At 31.4% G+C, this 20,720-nt stretch carries 18 protein-coding genes and 2 riboswitches; of the genes, 2 read left to right on the top strand and 16 right to left on the bottom strand.

Annotation, left to right across the window (positions count from 1 at the left end; all coding sequences use genetic code 11):
* Positions 1-17 precede the first annotated feature (17 nt).
* A complete protein-coding gene (gene trxA, locus ACI48Q_RS02215) occupies positions 18-362 on the bottom strand; it encodes a thioredoxin (RefSeq protein WP_474917409.1) in 345 nt (114 codons plus the stop codon).
* Between the two features lie 100 nt (positions 363-462).
* Here trxA and ACI48Q_RS02210 point away from each other — a divergent pair, with 100 nt between their 5' ends.
* Complete coding sequence (locus tag ACI48Q_RS02210; RefSeq protein ID WP_474917408.1) at positions 463-1,761, top strand: alpha-L-fucosidase; 1,299 nt, start codon at positions 463-465, stop codon at positions 1,759-1,761.
* Positions 1,762-1,850: 89 nt separating this feature from the next.
* Here the strand turns inward: ACI48Q_RS02210 and ACI48Q_RS02205 are convergent, their stop codons facing one another.
* The 13 genes from ACI48Q_RS02205 to ACI48Q_RS02145 form a co-directional block, all read right to left on the bottom strand.
* Positions 1,851-3,599 (bottom strand): DUF4153 domain-containing protein, encoded by a 1,749-nt coding sequence (locus ACI48Q_RS02205; protein WP_474917407.1) that lies wholly within the window; start codon positions 3,597-3,599, stop codon positions 1,851-1,853.
* 195 nt (positions 3,600-3,794) lie between these two features.
* Positions 3,795-5,300: an ABC transporter ATP-binding protein gene (locus ACI48Q_RS02200; RefSeq protein WP_474917406.1), complete on the bottom strand. Its 1,506-nt coding sequence runs from the start codon at positions 5,298-5,300 to the stop codon at positions 3,795-3,797.
* A gap of 13 nt (positions 5,301-5,313) precedes the next feature.
* Positions 5,314-6,234, bottom strand: coding sequence for an ABC transporter permease (locus tag ACI48Q_RS02195; RefSeq protein ID WP_474917405.1), 921 nt, complete (start codon positions 6,232-6,234; stop codon positions 5,314-5,316).
* A complete protein-coding gene (locus ACI48Q_RS02190; RefSeq protein WP_474917404.1) occupies positions 6,231-7,343 on the bottom strand; it encodes an ABC transporter permease in 1,113 nt (370 codons plus the stop codon). The genes ACI48Q_RS02195 and ACI48Q_RS02190 overlap by 4 nt, the downstream gene beginning before the upstream one ends.
* A gap of 77 nt (positions 7,344-7,420) precedes the next feature.
* Positions 7,421-8,401, bottom strand: coding sequence for a BMP family protein (locus tag ACI48Q_RS02185; RefSeq protein WP_474917403.1), 981 nt, complete (start codon positions 8,399-8,401; stop codon positions 7,421-7,423).
* A gap of 292 nt (positions 8,402-8,693) precedes the next feature.
* The gene (locus ACI48Q_RS02180) at positions 8,694-8,951 is read right to left on the bottom strand and encodes a cysteine-rich small domain-containing protein (RefSeq protein WP_474917402.1); all 258 of its coding nucleotides are present in this window, start codon (positions 8,949-8,951) and stop codon (positions 8,694-8,696) included.
* 265 nt (positions 8,952-9,216) lie between these two features.
* A riboswitch (cobalamin riboswitch) is annotated at positions 9,217-9,391 on the bottom strand.
* 167 nt (positions 9,392-9,558) lie between these two features.
* Positions 9,559-9,978, bottom strand: coding sequence for a hypothetical protein (locus tag ACI48Q_RS02175; protein WP_474917401.1), 420 nt, complete (start codon positions 9,976-9,978; stop codon positions 9,559-9,561).
* A gap of 294 nt (positions 9,979-10,272) precedes the next feature.
* A riboswitch (cobalamin riboswitch) is annotated at positions 10,273-10,446 on the bottom strand.
* 94 nt (positions 10,447-10,540) lie between these two features.
* Entirely contained in the window at positions 10,541-11,977 is a 1,437-nt protein-coding gene (locus ACI48Q_RS02170; protein WP_474917400.1) for a hypothetical protein, read from the bottom strand.
* The gene (locus ACI48Q_RS02165; protein WP_474917399.1) at positions 11,977-12,528 is read right to left on the bottom strand and encodes a sigma-70 family RNA polymerase sigma factor; all 552 of its coding nucleotides are present in this window, start codon (positions 12,526-12,528) and stop codon (positions 11,977-11,979) included. The genes ACI48Q_RS02170 and ACI48Q_RS02165 overlap by 1 nt, the downstream gene beginning before the upstream one ends.
* A gap of 322 nt (positions 12,529-12,850) precedes the next feature.
* Complete coding sequence (asrC, locus tag ACI48Q_RS02160) at positions 12,851-13,822, bottom strand: sulfite reductase subunit C (RefSeq protein ID WP_474917398.1); 972 nt, start codon at positions 13,820-13,822, stop codon at positions 12,851-12,853.
* A 14-nt stretch (positions 13,823-13,836) separates the two neighbouring features.
* Complete coding sequence (gene asrB / locus ACI48Q_RS02155) at positions 13,837-14,631, bottom strand: anaerobic sulfite reductase subunit AsrB (RefSeq protein ID WP_474917397.1); 795 nt, start codon at positions 14,629-14,631, stop codon at positions 13,837-13,839.
* A complete protein-coding gene (gene asrA / locus ACI48Q_RS02150) occupies positions 14,631-15,638 on the bottom strand; it encodes an anaerobic sulfite reductase subunit AsrA (RefSeq protein ID WP_474917396.1) in 1,008 nt (335 codons plus the stop codon). The genes asrB and asrA overlap by 1 nt, the downstream gene beginning before the upstream one ends.
* Positions 15,639-15,746: 108 nt before the next feature.
* Entirely contained in the window at positions 15,747-16,436 is a 690-nt protein-coding gene (locus tag ACI48Q_RS02145; protein ID WP_474917395.1) for a Crp/Fnr family transcriptional regulator, read from the bottom strand.
* A gap of 263 nt (positions 16,437-16,699) precedes the next feature.
* Here ACI48Q_RS02145 and ACI48Q_RS02140 point away from each other — a divergent pair, with 263 nt between their 5' ends.
* Positions 16,700-16,963: an ATP cone domain-containing protein gene (locus tag ACI48Q_RS02140; protein WP_474917394.1), complete on the top strand. Its 264-nt coding sequence runs from the start codon at positions 16,700-16,702 to the stop codon at positions 16,961-16,963.
* A gap of 104 nt (positions 16,964-17,067) precedes the next feature.
* Here the strand turns inward: ACI48Q_RS02140 and ACI48Q_RS02135 are convergent, their stop codons facing one another.
* The gene (locus tag ACI48Q_RS02135) at positions 17,068-17,766 is read right to left on the bottom strand and encodes a response regulator (RefSeq protein WP_474917393.1); all 699 of its coding nucleotides are present in this window, start codon (positions 17,764-17,766) and stop codon (positions 17,068-17,070) included.
* The gene (locus ACI48Q_RS02130) at positions 17,756-20,497 is read right to left on the bottom strand and encodes an ATP-binding protein (protein WP_474918322.1); all 2,742 of its coding nucleotides are present in this window, start codon (positions 20,495-20,497) and stop codon (positions 17,756-17,758) included. Before ACI48Q_RS02130 ends, ACI48Q_RS02135 begins: the two co-directional genes overlap by 11 nt.
* Between the last annotated feature and the right edge of the window lie 223 nt (positions 20,498-20,720).

Raw genomic sequence — 20,720 nt, 5'->3', positions numbered from 1 at the left:
AATATCCTTTCCCTAAATTATAGGTATTTATTTAAAATTCCTTCAAATGCAGATTTTGGCTTAAATCCTACCATTGTCTCTACAGAATTTCCTCCTTTAAATACTATTATTGTAGGAATACTTACTACTCTATATTTTTCAGCTGTAATTGGATTTTCATCCACATTCATTTTGCAAAATTTAATTTTTCCACTATAATATTTATCTAATTCTTCCATCACAGGTGCTATCATCTTACAAGGTCCACACCAAGGTGCCCAAAAATCTACTACTACAGACACATCACTTTCTATAACCTCACCTTGAAACAAGCTATCATTTATCTCCTTCATACCTATTACCTCCATTAATATTATTTTCATAATTATTTTCTCCTTTTAGATAAAAGGTATACTGTATTTATATGTTATAATTTTTATGTACGGAATATTCAAGAAAAATTACTCTAAAGGGGGTTTAAACATGACATTTAAAGAAAGCCAATTATATTTAGAACGTGAAGAAAGAACTAAATGGTTTTGTGACTCTCGATTTGGTATGTTTATACACTGGGGACTTTATTCTATTCCTGCAGTGAGCGAATGGATAAGAGCACAAAAAAACATAACCATTGAAGAATATGAAGAATATTTTAATGATTTTAATCCTACTAAATATAATCCTAAGGAGTGGGCAAAACTTGCTAAAAAAGCTGGAATGAAGTATGCAGTAATGACTGCAAAACACCACGATGGCTTTTGTTTATTTGATAGTAAATATACAGATTATAAAGCTACTAATACTAAGGCTAATAGAGATTTAATAAGTGAATATGTAGAAGCTTTCAGAGCAGAGGGGCTAAAAGTCGGTCTATACTATTCTCTTCTTGATTGGCATCACCCTGACTATCCTGCTTATGGAGATAGACATCATCCAATGAGAAATAATGAGGATTTTAAAGGAAAGGTACATAATTTTAAAAACTATGTAGATTATTTTCACAATCAAGTAAGAGAATTACTAACCAACTATGGAAAAATAGATATAATGTGGTTTGACTTTTCCTATGATGACATGACTGGTGAAAAATGGGAAGCAAATAAACTCATAAAAATGGTTCGAAATTTACAGCCACAAATTGTCATTGATAATAGATTAGATGATAAAAAAAATATAAAAAAATCTGAACTTCATCCCTACACTGGAGATTTTGATTCCCCAGAACAAATTATTCCTCCTAAAGGAGTCGTTAATGAAAATGGAAATCCAATTCCTTGGGAAGCTTGCATAACCTTAAATAATAACTGGGGTTATTCTTCAACGGATAGAGATTATAAAAGTGTTAAACAAATAGTACGTGGACTTGTTGAGTGTGTTAGTAAGAATGGAAATCTTCTTCTAAATGTAGGACCTAATGCTAAGGGTGAAGTACCTAAAAAATCTATAGAGATTCTTGAAAGTGTTGGACACTGGATGGAGGATAATTCTGAAAGTATATATAATTGTGGTGCTAGTAACTATCCTAAGCCTGAGTGGGGTAGATATACCCAAAATGGCAATACGCTTTATGCTCATGTTTTTGATAGAGGCATAGGTTTTACTAACTTTAATGGCTTAAGAGGAAAAATAAAAAAAGCTAGATTATTACAGGATGGCTCTGAATTAAAGGTTGATTTCCCTTGGATGGCTGAAGAATTTGAAGGAGACGCCTTCATAAATATAAGTGGAGCAGAATTACCTAATGAATTAGATACCGTTATAGAATTAGAGCTTTTAAAGTAAAATTTATTTATTTTCAATGCTCTGTTTAGTATGGATTTTATCAAATCTATATTAAACAGAGCATATTTTAAAATATATTACAAAATATTTTATTTAAGTTTTACAAGCAGATAAAATTGAAGTTCTGTTGAATCTATATCCCCACTAACAACATCTTTTCTTCCATTTATGCTATTAAATTGGAGTTTTATCTTGATCTTATCGGTTTCATCTTGAAATTGCATTTCCTCTCTTGGAATATTTCCTGTACTGTCCGTATTATATTTCTCTACTAAGATTTTAAAGTATTCCCCTAATTCCTTAGAATATATTTCTTTACCTTTATCAAATATTTTTAATTCCGTAGACACCCTATTAAGTGATATAGTGAGATTGCCATTTTTATTCTCATATATTGCATAATTATTTAAATCAAATAAATACTCATATCCCTTTATTTCCATAGGTTCTGATGATTCATCCGCAGTAAAATAAAAATATTTATAGTTTTCACCATAATAGTCATAGTGATACTTTATACCTAGAACTTCTTCCATGTCTTTAATTTTAAACCCTTCTGGCATGGATTTAACCTCTTCTAAGCTATGATTTCTATCAAAATAATTTAAGATGTTGCTTATCTCTAATGAATCTTCCTTAGAAACTTCATTATCTGTTTTAGTAGCCTTATCATCGATGAACATATTGTTTTTTATAAGTAATCTCTCAAGTCTCTTATTTTGACTGTATTTAGATATACTATAGCTACTTAATGGTCCACAAACTGATAGGAAAGTTATTACAGCAAGTGAAATTGGAAGTATTATATTTTTTCTTTTCTTGATTATTGAAAGATACAACATACTTCCAAATATCCATATACCTAAAGCTAACACAAAATATCTATTTTCCGTTATACCATAGGCATTAATTCTTATTCCCATAGAAACAAACATCATAACTATAAGTGGGAGTATGGCTTTTGGAAATATATCCATGTATTTTTTTATCCATTTACTATGATTACTTACAGGTGAAATTAAAAATATTACTGATACTGATATTACTCCATACCATAATACTAGATGAGATACTAACCCTTCTGGCCATTTCATAGTGATAATTATTTTTATAAAGTAGATATATAATATTAATGTGTATATAGAAATTAATGGGATAATTATATAAATCAAGAGTACCTTTAAAATCTTTGGATAGTTTTCTTCCTGCATATTTTCTTCTTCATTTGGAATTCCAGCAAAGAAAAAGCATGATGCAAAAATTCCTACTACTATAAGCCAACTATAATAATAGATTTCCCCTTTAATATTAATTCCTAATAGATAATCTAACGTAAATATTATAGCCGCTATCCCTAAATATAAAATTATAGAATATAATGTAGTCACAAAAAGTCTTTCTAGAATTTTTATCACATATAACTCAAAGTCACTTTTCTTATAAATACGTGGAATAAATAAAAATATTAAATAGAATAATAGGGTGAATCCTATATATCTAGTTGTCTGAACAATATTTAAATTATCAAGAAAAAAGTATCCATATCCACAAAGCAGAATAGTTGAAACTACATAACATATATACTTCCAATAATTTTTATAATCTTTTCTTCCCTCAAAATATAATTGAATGGAAAGTGATATTGGAATACCTAAGACCAATGTCATAGCTATAATCCTTAAATTCTCTATTAAGTTACCATTATAACCATCTGTAAGTTCTGACATAGTTATCAAAATCAGAACTGTAATTAAACAAAGTCCTATTGTTATAGGAAATCTTCTAATATTTTGTTTTAAAGATATTCTCAATTTATTAACTAATTTTCCTAATTTCATTTACACCCCTCCAAATAATAAAGTCACTTATATATATTGTAACAATATAATCTACTGGTTTACATCATCACAGCTATAAACTTCAAGAATAAGCAAAAATGACATTAGCTGTTAACTAATGCCCTTTTCTACTTATTATTTTATTCAATTTTAAAAACTATACAAACATATCTTAAACAAATTATATTTCAGAATTTATTCCGCTATTCCTGCCATCAATAATCCCAATCCGTTTCTAGTTGCATCTGTTTGATCAACTATGCCCATAATCTTTCCTTCGTAGATAACCATAATTCTATCAGAGATTTCCATAATCTCATCTAGCTCAGTAGAAACCATAAGCACTGCTGCACCTCTGTCACGCTCCTCAATTATACGAGCCTGAATGTACTTAGTGGCTCCAATATCCAAACCACGCGATGGATGTACCGCTATTAATAGCTTAGGCTTTCTATCCAATTCTCGCCCAACAACAAATTTTTGTTGATTACCGCCAGATAGATTTCCTGCAAGTTCCTTTATAGTTGGAGTTTTAACACTAAAGGCTTTGCATATCTCACAGCTATGTCCTTCTATACACTTCCAATCTAATATACCATTTTTTGAATATGGAGCTTGGTCATAACTCATCAATATAAGATTTTCCTCAACGGTCATATCCTTAATCATGCCCATCTTATGTCTATCCTCTGGGATATGTGCAACATCATGCTGAAGAACCTCCTTTGGCGATAGATTAGTAACATCTTCTCCATGGATTTTTATAGTGCCAGACTTAACCTTTAAAAGACCTGTTATGCATTTTATAAGCTCTGATTGACCATTCCCATCAACACCGCAAATGCCTAGAATTTCGCCTTTTTTCACATAAAAGCTTATCTCCTTAAGGGCATCCAGATTTCTCTCATTAAGGCAGCTTATGTTACTCACTTCAAGTACTATTTCTCCTGGTTTAGCTTTATCCTTAGCTGTAACCAACTCAACGCTTTTCCCAACCATTAAAGATGCCAAATGCTCCTTGTCCTTAACCTCATCAATCTTGACGCAAGCAGCAAGACTTCCTAGTCTTAATACAGTACAGCGATGACAAATTTCCATAATTTCCGTCAGCTTATGACTGATAAAGATAACGGTTTTTCCCTCAGCTGTCAGTTGTCTAATCATATGAAATAATCCTTCAACCTCTTGGGGTGTCAGCACCGCAGTGGGCTCATCCAAAATTAAAAGATCTGCTTCACGATACAATGCCTTTAGTATTTCCAACCGTTGCTGTTGACCAACACTAAGCTCGCTTACCTTAAGCCATGGATCAATGTCCATATTGTATCTTTTTGCCATAGCGGTGAACTTTTGGGCTGCTTCCTTAAGATTAAGTACAGATCTATTGTCCTTATAACCAAGTACAACATTCTCTATAACCGTCAATGCAGGTATCAGCATAAAATGCTGATGCACCATTCCTATACCTAACTCTATTGCATGCTTGGGATCTGTTATGTGCACCTGCTTACCCTGAAAGTAAATTTCACCTTCAGACTGATTATACATACCATACAGTATATTCATAAGGGTACTTTTCCCTGCTCCATTTTCACCTAATAGGGCATGGACTTCGCCCTTTTCCACGGATAGATCTACATTATAATTAGCCACAACACTTCCAAAGCGCTTGGTAATATGTCTCATTTCTAATAATGCCATAGTATCATCCTCCTTATTCCTTAATGTACGGAATAGCACTGGATGCCGGCTTATTGCTACGACGTATTAATGTGCACAGTGCCAATATAGTTATAATGTAAGGTAGCATAGACATAAATTGATCCGGTATTCCTGTGTTAAGTACTTGCAGACTATACTGTAATGCACTACTTGCACCAAATACCAAGGAAGCAATCATTACTCCCAAAGGAGTATAGTTACCAAATACCACTGCTGCCAATGCCATAAAGCCGCCTCCTGAAATCATTCCTTCTGTAAAGAAAGACATCTGACTCATTGAAACGTAAGCCCCTGCAAAACCTGCCATCAAACCACTGTAAAGTATGCTAATCCAACGAACTTTAGATACATTGATACCCACAGTATCACAAGCACGAGGGTTTTCCCCGACTGCTCTAAGCTTTAGTCCAGTGTTGGTACGAAACATTACAAACCATGCCACGGGAACTAAAATAAATGCAATGTATACTGGTATAGATTGACTGAATAAAGCTTTTCCCAAAATAGGTATGTTGGAAAGCCCTGGAATGGAAACTGCATCAAATACATCAATTTTGGGTGGACTTGTACTTGCACCAAATATTGCTCTGTTAACAGTTATGGTTAATCCTCCTGCAAGTATGTTCATTCCTGTTCCTATAACAGTTTGGTCAGCCTTAATTGTTACTGTAAATAGTGCAAATATTGCTGCAAAAGCCATTGTAACTAAAATTGCTATCAATGCACCCAACCATACTGAACCTGTATAAAAAGAACCTACAACTCCAGCAAGAGCACCTATAAGCATCATACCCTCAGTACCTATGTTGACTATACCTGCACGCTCACTGAATACTATGCCTAGTGCTGCAATCATTATAGGTGTAGCCATACGTATATCTGAAGCCAAAAAGCTGGTAATTGTCTCTATCATATGCCTGCCCCCTCATTTACATTTTCAGACTTAGCAATACTTTCTAATGACGACTTTTTCCTCTTATTCCAATAAAAAAGTGCTCGTCCAGCGAAGAACAATATAACCAATGCTTGAATTACAGAAGCTATAGAAGAATCCACCTTAACCAATGCCTGCATCTTAGCGGAACCGCTTTGTAACCCTCCGAAAAGTATTCCCGAAACGAATATTCCAATAGGATTATTGTTTCCAAGAAGTGCAACCGCTATCCCAGTGAATCCATAACTTACTGCAAATGAGGTTTGCATTAAGCGGTATTGAACTGCTATTATTTCAATTGAACCGCCAAGACCAGCAAATCCACCTGCCAAGAACATTGACATCAGTGTAGAACGTTTAATACTCATGCCAGCATAATTACCCGCTGTGGGATTAAGACCTACAACCCTAAGTTCATAGCCTCTTGTAGTTTTCCAAAGAAATATATAGTATAAAATGATAGCCAATATAACAATTATAAATCCTGCATGAAGTCTATAGCTACCTTCAAATAACCGTGGTAGCTGTGCAGTCTCAGCCATAACTGCCGTTTGTGGATAGGAACTTGATGCGCTATCCTTGATTGGGCCCGTAACAAAATAACTTATTATGTTTGTAGCAATATAATTAAGCATTATAGTTGTGATGAGCTCGCTGGCACCAAATTTAAGCTTGAGCCCTGCAACAATTAAGCTGTACAATGCCCCCCCCAGGAACCCTGCAAGCAAAGTAAGTGGCAGATGTACTATGGTTGGAAGACCAGAAAAGCTTACGCCCACAATCGCAGAACAAAGAGCACCAATTTTAAATTGCCCTTCAGCACCTAGGTTAATTATTCCACAACGCTTTGCAATTGCATAGCTTAGACCTGTAAACATAAAAGGAATTGCTTTAACCAATGTTTGGTCCCATGCAGCAAGTGTGCCAAATGCGCCTTTAATCATAACTCTGTAAGCCGCAACGGGATTACGTCCAGTTGCCACAATAACTATGCTGCCAAAAATCATGGCAGCAACTAAGGATATCACAGGAAAATATAGCTTCTTTAATAATTCAACGGATCTTCTTTTTACTATATACGATGTCATGACACTCCTCCTTTATATAGTCAAAATGTATATCTACGCTTAAGGGCAACCTATCAGATTGCCCTTGCACCTTTTACTTATTTCCCAAGGTCTATTTTTATTTCTCCTGATGCTAATTTTTCACAGATTGATTTAATCTTATCTTTAACTTCAGACGGAACATCACTGTAGTAATCACCAATATACACAACACCTTGTGCAACACCCATTTTTAAGACTTCGTTAGAGATTGTACCATCAATGTATGCCTTATAAGCAGCTTCATAAGCTATTGAAGTATCCTTTACAATAGCTACAACAGCAGCATCTGGAGCAACAGTTTCTTGATTCAATCCAGATCCAATTCCCTTTACTCCTGCTTCTTGAGCAGCTTCCATAACGCCTAAGGATGCCTGATTTGCCATAGGAGCCAAAGTGTCTGCTCCCTTACCTACCATTGCTTTTGCAGTTTCTTTTGCAGCACTTACATTGTCAAAAGAACCAGTGTTGGTCGAAATAACATTAATATTAGAGTTAACATATTTAACACCCTGCTGAAAGCCTTCACCGCCATTGATAATTGGATTGATTTCCAAACCGCCAACAAAACCAACCGTTCCGGATTTTGTAAGTAATGCTGCCAATGCCCCCATAAGGAAACCCTGCTCTGCATCTTGTATAGCAAAGGATGCTACATTATCTGCTGTAACGTTGGAGTTAATCATAAAAAACTGAGTGTTTGGATAATCTTTTGCAGTTGCTTTTCCTGCATCTGCATAGCTATTAGTGGACAAGAATATTACGTCATATCCCTCATCACCATAGGTTCGAATGCTGTCAGCGACAGAAGAAGCTGGAACATTCTCCACATATGCTACCTCTGCACCCATAGCCTTAATTTTTTTAAGACCTTCATAAGCTGTTGCATTCCAGCTCATATCGCTGATAGCACCTTCAAGAATAAGGGCAACACGAATCTTTTCTTTGTCCTTGTCATCAGCTTTACCATTGGACGAACAGCCTGTGAATACTGATAGAGCCATGACAAGAGACAATACTAACGCTAATAGTTTCTTCATTATTATTCACCTCTCTATTTTTTACATTTTATATCTAATCATCAGTAGATGATTAAGCCAAATTATAGCTTGTATAATAATCTAGATGGCTCCAATGAAATATATAGCTTTAACTAAATATATCCCTAATTGATTAGTTAATCAGAAAATGTAATTTATATTTAATTATACCATAAAAAGGTATAATAACAATAATTCTAAGATAAATATTTTAAATATTCTAAATATTTTGTAAATATTAGAATCATCATACATTAATAATAAGAGAAAAAAATAGTACTGAATTTCAGTACTATTTTTTTCTCTTATTATTATTTATTTCAACTATTTTTCCTATTATATAATCATATGCTTTTTCTGAGTGAGGTATCATACAGTTAGTACAGTCCTTAATTCCTCCCTCAAGAAGTTTGCAATTCCCCCCACAATTTTCTGTAAAATAAAGTGGACAGTAGCAAAATAGACAATTAAACTTCTCTTCATTAGCTACTTTATGACATGGAAAATACTCGCAGTCTTTATGTTGAAAAAACTTATAGTTACAGCTCATACTTAGCATCTCCTTTTCTATTTTATAGTATTAATTTAAACAACTGGCACTTATAACCTATTATTCTGAATAGTATTTTAAAATAATGAGTATTTATAAATGCCTATGTTATAAGTTTACATTTTTAAATTTCTCTTCTAAAAAATATACAACTTAAGATTACCTTATAATAAAAATTAAACTCCCAACAGGGAGTTATACAATTTAAATATAGCCCTATTAAAACTCAAATAAAACTATATCTATTAGTATTTTCCCTCCGAAAATCTTATTATAATATAAGGCAGGTCTCCTGACTTGTATTTCATTCTCATCCTACCTTCCCAGAATTATTCCAGTGGCCTTTAAGACTTGTCCATGCTTACAGTAGCGCGGGCTGTAATGGATTTTCACCATTTTACCGTTTAATCACAATATAAGTCTAATATCTTTATTTACTTTTCATTCTAACTACATTCTTATTATAGTATATCATACCGTAATAAGAATGTACTCAATACATTAGTTCAATATTATTTCGCTTAAGTTTTAGAAAACTTAAAATACTTTATAGCTTTGTTTTAATATAATGTTGATTTTATAACTACATATTAAATCACAACCTAATCTAAAAATCTCTAATTTCTCCTGATACAATGGCTATTAAAGTTAGAAATTTATCTATAATAAATTCTATAACTCCCTCCATATTTTCACTATTATAATTATAATAAAATCTATCAATATTACCATTAATATTAAATCTAACCTTTAATCTCTCTAAAACATTATCTATTTTCTCAAGTGCCTCTTTTTTAGATAACATTTCTTGTTTAAGTTCATCAATTAAATTGGTGTATATGGAAACTAATGAATTCAATTCCTTATCTTTATCCATATTATAAAGATTATTTGTAAATCTAGCTTTCGTAAGTATTGATATGTTCTGTTTTTCAACTATTTCCGATGCAATAATTACATATTTCTCCCATATATTTTCTTCATATCTACTAATCTGGTTTTCCATAAATAAATTGTACGTCATCACTCTACTTACCTCCTATTCTCTATAATATTAATAATTGATATTTATTTATGTAGAATTGCAGATTTTCTTAATTATAATAGTTTTTATAAATTGTTATTTAGATGACTTATCTAAATAACAAAAACCGAAAGCTATATACTTCGTTATATATCCTAACCTATAAGAATCTATTCCTATTGCTTAAGATTATTCTATAATATAAAAAACTCCCAATAATGGGAGTTTATTATATGCTAACATAAAGTATTCATACAATACTTTTTTATAATAGCAATGCTATTTTCCCACCGAAAACTATGCTGAAGATATTAGGCAGGTCTCCTGACTTGCATTTCATACTTATCCTACCTTCCCAGAATACTCCAGTGGTTTTTAGGATTTGTCCATGCTTACAGTAGCGGGGGCTGCAATGGATTTTCACCATTTTCCCTATTAATTCCTAGTGGAACCTAATACTTATTATATTTAATTTCATAATCATTATATTATATTCTCTTACATATTTCAATATTATTGAATACTCAAAGATAAATAATTTTGTACCTTTAACAATTTATAAATTTTACTCTATGCTAAATTCCCAATCTCCATTTATTAAATAATTTGCAGAAGTAATATTAAATTTTAAGGTGTTTTTATTAGGTTTATCTAAATCTATAATTACTTTATCAATAACCTCTTTTTCATTATATTCACTTCCATAACCTGAAAAATCTCCCTTCATATTGAATAGCGTACCTATCGATGATATCTTAAACTGTGTCAATATTCTATTAGGCTTATTATTAATTAACTTAAAACTTAATATATAGTTAGTTGTTACATCCTTCTTTTCTCCCCAAATTATCGGTTCTTCGTCATTTCCAAGCCTATGTCCTTGAAGTATTTTTATGGTTCCATCTTCAATCTTTATCTCTTTATTAATATCTATCTTCTCTCCTGGCTTTGGAACCTTTATTTTTATTTCTTCATTAGCTAAACCCTCATTTCTCATTTCTATAGTAACCTGTGGCAATATTATTTTATAAGGCTTTACTAGCCCCTCTATATTAAATTGCATATGATTATTTCTATCATTATGAAATAATCTTTCTCCCTTTACCTGAGTTCCCATACTATCTCTAAGATAAATACCTTCATTCTTTTGATTAAACTCATCTCCATAGTAAACAATTTGCTCTCCCTCTTTATTTGGAGTAATGAAGTTTACATCCAATATATGATCTGCTTCCTTTACTACGGCAGTTATACTAATATTCTCCTTTGTATCTGTCGGTCCAAGGCTACTGTAATCTGAAACTCCTTCAATTTTCTCTAACTCAGCTTCAAAGGTTATTAATTTCTTATTATCTAAATAGGCATTTACAGTTATTTTATCGCCCTCATTATAACTGGTGATATCTGAATAACTATACCAAAAGCTTCCTCCTTCTCCTCCTCCTGCTGAGGAATTATTTCCACTTTTAAATCCATTTTCTCCTAAAATTACTTCACTTTCTGTAATTTTTCCCTTAGATGTTACAATTTTAGCATTACAATTATTATTTGAAGTATCCATAACTAAATCCTCTAGGGTAATTTTACTCCCTTCCACCACTTGCTCTAATGGATTCTTTAGAGAGTAAATACTACCTTCTGAAGAGACTACCCCTCCACGCTGAGGTATAAACTTATAGATTAAATCATACTTGGCAAGTACTACTGTGGAAAGCATTCCAATAATTATTATTGCTGCAATAAGAGTCTTTTTAATAGAAAAAGAAAAGTGCTTTTTATAATTTTTATGTGCCTTTATATTTTCTTTCCTATAAGACTTATTACCATATTCCTCATTACTCTTTTTTATATTTAATTTTTCAAATATTCTATTCTGAATATTATCTATTTGATCACTATTTAGAGGAGTTTCTAACTCAGTTATATCTAACTCTATATCATCTATCTGTAAATCATCTTCTATAATCTTATCTATTAATTCAAACATATCTTTTTCCTTCATTAAATAACCTCCTCCTTATATATATTTCTAATATACTGCCTGCATCTATATAACCTATTTTCTACAGCTGCAGCTGTAACACCAAACTTATTAGCAATCTCCTTAACTTCGTAGTACATAAAATACCTTAAATAAAAATAAGTTCTATCCGGCTCTTTAAATTCATTTATAATTTTTACTATTCCTCTCAACTGCATCCTATCATAAACTCTATCCTCTAAATTCTTTTCATCACTTTGTATATCAACTTCTTCTACGAACGCCTGTATATTGTTATCTTTTTCTAATTTCCTTTTATAATCTAAAGCCTTATACTTAGCTTTTATTAATATAAAGGTGTATAATTTTCCTTTTTCTTCGTTAAAATTATCAATATCATTAATCACTGCTATAAAACTATCACTAACGCACTCTTCCACATCTTCTTCTGTTCCTATGCTGCCTATAATTCTCTTTATTAGATGATATACATAGTTAGAATGATCTTGTATCAACTTAGAAATAGCTTCTTCATCTCTATTTTTTACTTTCTCTATAAGCTTCTTATTCATGCTAATCCCCCTTTCACCTATAACTACGTACAATATTTATCACATCTCTCAGAATATTTTATAATCTCTTTAATATTATTACTTTAATTTGCTCTTCCACTTAATATTATATTAAAATAGGCTTTGTTTTAAATGATTGTTGATTTTAGAACTATATTAAAATAAGGCCCTAAACTAAAAATAAATGCATAAATAAAAGCCTGCACATCATGTACAAGCTTTATGAATAGATATAAATCTATGTCTCTTTTTTAATATAATATTAATTTTGGATCTACCTATTAAGATGGATATAACCTTTTAATATTTAACTTGTTTTCTATTACGTATTAGGATATTTAATTCCGCTCCAATATACATTTTCTTTGCATATAGCTTTTTCTGAAAGTTCTACTCCTTCTAATGCCCACTTTTTAAATTCCATAAATCCAGTTCTATCTACAATATAACCCACATGTTCTTTTCCGCCTGGAGCTTCTCTATCAATATATTGTTCCACATATTTATAAGTATTTAATATAATTTTAATTATGCTCTCTTCATCTACCCATATAATGAAATCCTCAGCTAGTCTTGGGTTCTTTTTACCAGTTCTACCCATTATTGCTAATCTGTAATATTTTTCTTCACTCCTTGTCCATGCTCCTGTTGGACAATTCATGACACATTCTCCACAGCCTATACATTTATCATGGTCTCTAACAATTTTAAAATTTTCTATTCTTATAGCTCCTGTTGCTTTTCTCTTACAATTCTTAACACAGGCTCCACAGGATACACATCTATCTCTATCATATTGCGGCTCTGTCATTCCTATAATCCCAAAATCATGCATCCTTGCCTTTATACAATCATTAGGACATCCTGTTAAGGCAACTTTAAAATGTAAATCATTAGGGAATATAGCCTTTTCAATTTTCTTTGCAAAATTAGTAGTATTATAATTTCCATAAGGACATACATTATTTCCTATACAAGCAGATACATTTCTGGTTCCAGCTGAAGTATAGCCTTTTCCTGATATTTCTTGATTTATCTCTAATCCTTCAATTATTGGTTGAAGTAATGTATTTATCTCAGGTATATCTACCATATCTATATCAGGTATTTCAAAGCCTTGTCTTGCAGTTAAATGAACAGTTCCGTTTCCATATTTATCAGCTATTTCTTGAATAATACCCAAATATTCAGCTTTTAAATATCCACCTGGTACTCTTATTCTTGAAGCGGCTAACCCTCTTTTTTTAGTAATCCTAAAAGCATTCTTTTTTAATTTTTTAGTATTAATGTCCATTTTTCTCCTCCTTTCTAATCTATTAGAAATTTTCCTTTAGTATAATTAAATACTGGTCCATCTAAGCAAATATAAGTATCATCAATTTTACAGTGACCACATTTTCCCAGGCCACAGCACATCTTTCTCTCATGAGATATCCAAATATTTTCTTCTCCAATTTTTAATTTTATAAATTCCTGTAGAGTAAACTTCATCATTACTGGAGGACCTACTACTATAATCTGTACATTTTCTTTATCTTCAATATTTAACTTAGATACATATTGAGTAACCAGTCCTATATTTCCTTTATAACCTTCTTCACCATTATCAACAGTTAAAATAAAATTTATATTTTTCCCCCATTCCTCCATATCATCCTTAAATAATATATCCTTAGGTGATTTAAAACCTGATACTAAAGTAAAACTCTTAGCCTCTTTTGGATTTTTAGAAAAATAATCTACTATTCCTTTAACTGGTGACAATCCTGTTCCTCCAGCAACTACTACAACTTCTTTTCCTTTATAGTTTTCTATGTCAAATCCGTTACCATAAGGTCCTCTTAAGAATAATCTATCACCCTCATACTTCTCAAAAATCTCATTAGTAACCACACCAACTTTTCTAATAGTAAGTTCCACATATCCTTCCCCTATTCCACTAACGGATATAGGAGCCTCACCAAATTTAGGAATAGATACCTCAAAAAATTGTCCTGGTTTAACTTCACCTTGAAATTCCATGGTGAAGGTATATTCAATATCTGTATGTTTTTTTACCTTTAATACCTTTGAAGAAAAAGGCATATATACATTACTATTCATTATTTCACCTCTTCCACAACATTTTGAAGCTTATTTATACAATTTGAAAAGGATATATATTCTGGACATATATCATCACATCTTCCACAACCAACGCACATGTTATATCCAAATCTTTTTTTATAATCATAAACTTTATGAAGAACTTTAAACCTCATTCTTTGTCCTTTAGCTTGTCTAAAGCTATGACCTCCTGCCATATCTGTGTAGCCATCTACTTGACATGATGCCCATACTCTTCGCCTTTCTCCAGTTTTATGATTATCCTTACTGAATATGTCTTGCATTGTAAAGCATGTACATGTAGGACAAACAAAATTACATCTTCCACAAGCTATGCATCTTTGTGTGTATTCATCCCAGACTTTTGAATCTATTACTTTAACATCAAGTCCCTCTGGAATATTCACTTCTATGTGATTTTCCTCCACAAACTTAGGAATAACTTCTACATTCTCTTCTTTATATAAATTTATAATATCCATTAATTCCTTATCTTTTACATCTAAATACCCATATCCACCTTCTAGTGATAGGTATGCATCATATTCATCAGTTTTATTAGTTCCCATATTTACACAAAAACAATTGTCAAAACTTTTTTCACATCCCATAACTATAAATTTAGCATTTTGCCTTAATCTTTTATAGTAAGGATCTTCAACACCATTTCTTAAATATATATCATCTATTCTTCTTATGGAATGCATATCACAGCTTCTTAAGAAAATTAGTGGAGCCTTTTCACTGCCTTTCGGCTCTATTACTTCATCCTCTGTAAAATAGAATAAAGTTTCAGTTATTGGAAGTATAACTTCTTTGTATGAAAATTGCGACTTTTTCTCAAATTCTACTTCTTCTATAGAAGTAATTTCTCCATACCTCACAATATCAGTATCTGAAAAAGTTCCTTTTCCTTCTAATACCTTAGGAGCGTATATAATATAAGTTCCGGATAACTCTTTTAAAATGCTATTTAAAGCTTCACAACTAAGTTTATAGCCCATAATCAAACACCTCTTAGTTCTTATTTTTAACTTTTTATTATTTATATGAATATGCTTTATCTACTAGTCCAGTATATATGAATAAAAAAATAGAGACTGTGATAAAAATCACAATCCCTTAAAATAATCTGATAATTTATTCCTATTACATATTATAATTTTTTTGTTCTTATAGATTATTAACTCATTTTCTTGCAAAATCTTCATTGCTCTAGATATTGTCTCTCTAGGCGCTCCAAACATATCTGCAAGATAGGTAATACTTATATCTAAGTTAATTAATGTTCCCTGTGGAGTTTCTATACCGTAATCCTTAGATAATTTCCAAAGCTTTGCTGCTACTTTCTTCTCTATCTTTATATGCGTTGAATTTTTTATCTGTCTATAAAGTCTTCTCACTTTTTTCGCCAAAGAGTTTATAACATTTTGAGTTAATTGAAAATCTATTTTCATTACCTCTATAAAGTTATCTTTGTCAAAGATTAGTACTTCACCATTCTCAAAAAGTTCACAATTAATTGATGACGATGAGTCATCTAAAGTAACTTCATTAATTATCTTATCTTCTCCTAAAATAAAAATAATCTTTTTTTGAGCATACTCATTAAGTTTATATAGTGCTACATTTCCCTTTAATACTACGTAAATACTATTTATTTTTTCTTTGTCCCTAAAAATATGCTCTCCTTTTTTAAATTGTTTTTTATTTCCTATATCACAAAGTTTTATTAATGTTTCTTCCTTTAAACTTGAAAATAAACTTAACCTTTTCAAGTCTATAATGGTAATCTTACTCATATACTAATCCCCTTGTAAATTAACACTTGATAACTGAAACATAAGTTAAATTATATAAACATATTTATTTTTTCTTAAATAATATCTTTATTTTCTGATAATAACTTCAAAAATACCCTAAAGTATCTAAAATAATTATACCTCACAATGTTAAAAATTTCATTATCAAAATCCTTAAGAAATGCTGCCTTAATTAAAATTTCATTATGACTTTTCCTATTGTTATGGTAAAATTTATAATAAAAAGTATTGGGGGTATAGTTATGAAAGTTATTAAGAAAAATGGGCGACTAGTGGATTTTGACTCACATAAAATAAAGACTTCTATTGAAAATGCTGCTTCTGACAAAAATATACTACTTAATTCAAAGGAAATTGAGTTAATTATTTTAGATGTTGAAAAAATACTGCAATCTTTTTCTAGAGATACTACTAGTTCTTATGAAATCAGAGCTATAGTAATTGATGCTTTAATTAAATATGGCTACAAAAACATCGCAAAATCCTATATGTTAGACATATTATAACTGTAAGAATTTATTCAATTATTAGATTCTGTTTTAATATATTGTCGATAAAAGAGATTGCCTCAAAAGCTTTTGAGGCAATCCCTTTTATTATTTCATATGTCTTATTCATCTACTAATCTATACCCTACGCCTACCTCTGTATATATATATTCTGGAGATGTAGTATCTTTTTCTATTTTCCGTCTTAAACTAGCCATAAACACTCTTAAGGTTTGTGTTTCATTTCCAAGAGAAGATCCCCAAATTTCACGAGTGATAAAGTTGTGAGTTAATACCTTCCCTGGATACTTGCAAAGTAGTGTCAATAGTTTATATTCAATAGGAGTTAAATGTATATCCTCATCTCCCATTGTTACTTTTCTTTTTGCCGAATCCAGAACTAATTCCTTAACCTTGAGAATGCCACCAACCTCATTAGGACTTTGATCAGTTATTTTATGTCTTAAGGATACTCTAATTCTAGCTAATAACTCTCCAATACCAAAGGGTTTCGTTAAATAATCATCAGCACCTTGGTCCAGTGCTTCTACCTTTTGTCTTTCATTTTCTCTTGCAGAAACAATTATTATTGGAGTATTGGACCATTCTCTTATTCTACCTATGACTTCTATGCCATCTATATCGGGAAGTCCCAAATCCAATATTATTAAATCTGGGTTATGTGACATAGAAAGGGCAATGCCCTCATTTCCTCTATTTGTCTCCATATATTTATATCCCTGTGCCGATAAAGAGGCTGTAATAAAATTTCTTATATGCCTATCATCCTCAATAACAAGTATATATGGTTTATTGTCCATCCTTATCCTCCTCCAATTTTAATATATCATTATTTTCTTCCATAGGAATATTAAATCTAAATATAGAGCCGCCCTCTTTTCTATTAATAGCTTTAATTGTTCCACCATGTGCTTCTACTATAGATTTGCAAATAACAAGACCTAGACCTACCCCACGTCTTGAATCAGATATTTTGCTTCCATCTGTAAAAAATCTATCAAATATATAAGGCAATATGTCATCTGCTATACCCTTCCCGTTATCAATGACTTCAAAGAACACATCCCTATCTTTTTCATAGACTTTCAACTCAATTAGCGCATCTCTGGGACTAAATTTTACAGCATTATCAATCAAATTGATAAGTACTTGTACGATCAAATTCCCATCTATTGGAACAAATATAATATTTTCTGGTATATTTATCTTGATTTTATTATCTTTAAAATATTTTGAACTCCTTTGAACTGCTTCAGTTATTATCTCTTCTACTAATTCCATGGTTTTCTTTATCTGCATCTTACCTTCATCAACTCTAGTCATACTAAGTAAATTTTCAACTAATCTTATAAGCCATTCTGTATCTTCAAAAATACCTTGAAGAAGGTCGGTTTCTACATCCTTTGTAATAAAATCTCCATTTTCAAGTATAGTGCTAACTGAACCTTTAATTCCTGCAAGAGGACTTCTTAAATCGTGAGAAATTGCTCTAAGTAAATTACTTCTTAGTCTTTCTCGCTCAATTTCCATTTTTGAATCTTCTTGTTCCTTTGAAAAAATTTCTCTCTCTAGAGCTATAGCTATCTGACTTGAAATAGTTTCAAAAATAAATTTTTGCTCTGGTTCCAATATACCTTCAATGCATGATACTCCAATAACACCTATTATGTTTTTGTGTCCTTTTATAGGCACATAATATCCTTTAGCTCCATAAAAGGTATCTGTTCCTGTTCCTGATTCCTTACTATTTAAAAGTGTCCAATAGGCTACTGCTTCCTCATCTCTACTTAAAAGAACACTATTTTTTTCTCCTTTACTATAATTATAAACAAAAGGAGTGGAAAAAGAATTTTCATTCACTAAATAAAATACTACTGTCCTATTTATAAGTCGTGAGATGTATTTTATTCCTATAGATACCACATCTGTAGCTCCTGTAGCACTTAATAGTTTTTTACTTACTCTATACAAGGTCTGAGTTTGTTTTTCTCTAGAATTAGAACTCCGAACATCTTTTTGAATTTTATTAGTTAGCATGCCTATTATTCCTGCTACTATTAACATAATAGGGAAAGTAGCTAAATAACTCTTATCATAGAACTCCAGTGAATATCTTGGCTCTGTAAAAAAACAATTAAAACCTATTACCGCAATTAAGGAAAATATTATTCCAAGTATATGTCCTGTAGTTACAATATAAATAAGTATAACTCCTAAAATATATACCATAATTAAGTTTACTTCTGAAAAACCTACATAATCCATAAATATAGTGATAAGAGTTACAATTATCATTATAGCTATAGCTTTTAAGGTTTCCTTAAAAGATATGTGAAATTCTGGATTAAGCTTTACTATAAAATTTTCTTTTTTATTTTCATAAGAAGAATTTGGTATTACATATACATCAATATATGAATTTGATTCCATTAGTTTGTTTACTATATCCTTAGCATAAAATCTGAATAAATTCTTAGTTTGACTATGATTTTTGCCTATAATTATTTTGGTTATATTTCTAAATTTGGCATACTCAATTATCTGCTCAATTATGTTTTCTTCATATACAGTAACTACTTCGCCACCTAATTGATGTATTAGATTAAAATTAATATTTAAGTTTTCCTTTTCTTCTTTACTGAAACTTTTAGATTTCTTAGTCACAACATGAAGACATATCCATTTACAATGATGTGCCTCTGCCATTCTTGCGGCTGTACGTATAATTCTAGTTGATGATGGAGAGGCACTTATACATGCTAATATCTGGTCTGAAGTTGGCATTACTGTTATTTGACCTTTAGATAATCTAACGCTTTCAACTTCATAATTTACCCTATCAGCTGTTCTTCTAAGGGCGATTTCCCTTAAGGCATATAAATTACTTTTAGTAAAGAAATTATTAAAGGCCTTCTTTACCTGCTCCTTGCTATATATCTTTCCCTCACTGAAACGATTTAGCAATTCATCCGGCTCAATATCTATTATTTCAACCTTATCTGCATCATCAAAAAGCTTATCAGGAATGGTTTCTCTTACAACAATATGAGTTATACTCTCTACCACATCATTTAAGCTTTCAATATGCTGAACATTTAAGGTGGTATACACATCTATTCCTGCATTAAGAAGCTCCTCTATATCCTGCCATCTTTTTTTATGCCTTTCACCCTTTACATTGGTATGTGCAAGCTCATCAACTAGTATAACTTCTGGTTTTCTAGCTAAGGCTCTATCTAAATCAAATTCCTTTAAGCTAACTTCCTTATATTTAATAGTTTTTGGCTCTAGTATTTCTAATCCATGAAGTAATGCTGTAGTTTCAGGCCTTGCGTGAGGTTCAACATAACCCACCACTATATCTTTTCCTAAATCCTTTAAATCTTGAGCTTCTCTTAACATCTCATAGGTCTTCCCTACACCTGCTGCATATCCAAAAAATATTTTCAACTTACCCTTTGTAGATTTATTATCCTCTTTCTCGATTTGATTTAGAAGATAATATGGATCTGGCCTTTCATAGTCAGTCATATGGCTTACCTCCTGATAATGCACCAAAGGTGCAGTGAAGGGTAGCTTACAGCTACAGCTACGCCTTTGGTGTACATCTCTGCACCCCTCTGGTTGAACTTCTCTAACGAACAACGTGAGTTGCTTCTCTATGCTTCTGGCATATTTCTCTGCAACTGTAAGTTGCACTTTTTTACAGCCCACGTTGAACTTCTCTAGATAAATTATACAGCAAATCTCATCA

This window comes from Clostridium sp. LXY-7, from assembly GCF_056172015.1.
Note: the sequence above shows the minus strand (reverse complement) of the source record. Positions and strands in the feature narration are given on the sequence as shown.